1 protein-coding gene is annotated in these 911 nt (G+C 43.4%); it reads right to left on the bottom strand.

The window, feature by feature from the left end; translation table 11 throughout:
• A partial coding sequence (locus M3085_RS13840) for an IS982 family transposase (protein WP_249053329.1) occupies nt 1-823 on the bottom strand: 823 nt, incomplete at its 3' end.
• Between the last annotated feature and the right edge of the window lie 88 nt (nt 824-911).

Below are 911 nucleotides of genomic sequence, written 5' to 3'. Positions count from 1 at the left end.
CCACCAAATTCATTAAGAAGTTATTGATAGACCTGTGTCTTGAATGTACCAGTTTTGCCGTATTCTTGAGCATGTCATTGATGCACTCGATGACAAAACGCTTTCGTAACATGATTTTATCCCAAAAGGGCATAAGTCTGTTCTTCATGTTCGCTTTGATTCCCGTAACGAGATGTATGCCATCTTTAAAAAGATCCTCGAAGAGCCTTGGAGAGATATATCCCCTGTCTGCGAAGAGCCGTCCGTACAGCTCTTTGGCGAGCACGTTCCAGACTTCCGGATTCCTGTCATCCACATTGGCTCCGGTAAGACAGAAGGTGATAATTTCTCCCCGGTCATTACAGGTGAAGTGCAGCTTGAATCCATGACACCACCCCATCGTTCCCTTCCCGTCCGTAGCCATATCCTTGAAAACCTTGTTGGCATAGCGCCTGAGGTTATGACAGACGGGAATCATTGTGCTGTCCACGAAGCTGATACCCGAACAGCGGCCAAAGGCATAGAGCTTAAGGAAAAACATCAGCTTGAAGAATACACGGCTTTCAAGTTCCACGAACCTGTTATAGGATACCGCATCCGGAAAGTCCCGACGCAGATGTACCCTGATATAATGCAGATAGTAGTGCTTGAAGTTGGCGAACGTGCCAAAATGAAACACGATCAGGATGGTCATAATCTCACCATCGGAAAGGGAGGCGTTACGATGCCGACGGCGAATTCCGTTTGAAGAAATAAGCTCGCCTTTAGCGATTTCCATATCAAATTTCTTGCTGAAGTCATCTACCATACAGAAAATATCCGTAATTTTGTCTTGGGTAATCATAGAATCTTATTTTTTTTGTAAGTTATTGTTTATCAGACTCAAATTTACAAAATATTTCTGTGATTACCTATTTCCCTTTCCATTATTA

It is taken from the genome of Bacteroides caecicola, assembly GCF_023337095.1.
GTDB classification, from domain to species: Bacteria; Bacteroidota; Bacteroidia; order Bacteroidales; family Bacteroidaceae; genus Phocaeicola; species Phocaeicola gallinarum.
This window is presented reverse-complemented; position numbering and strand designations above follow the sequence as displayed.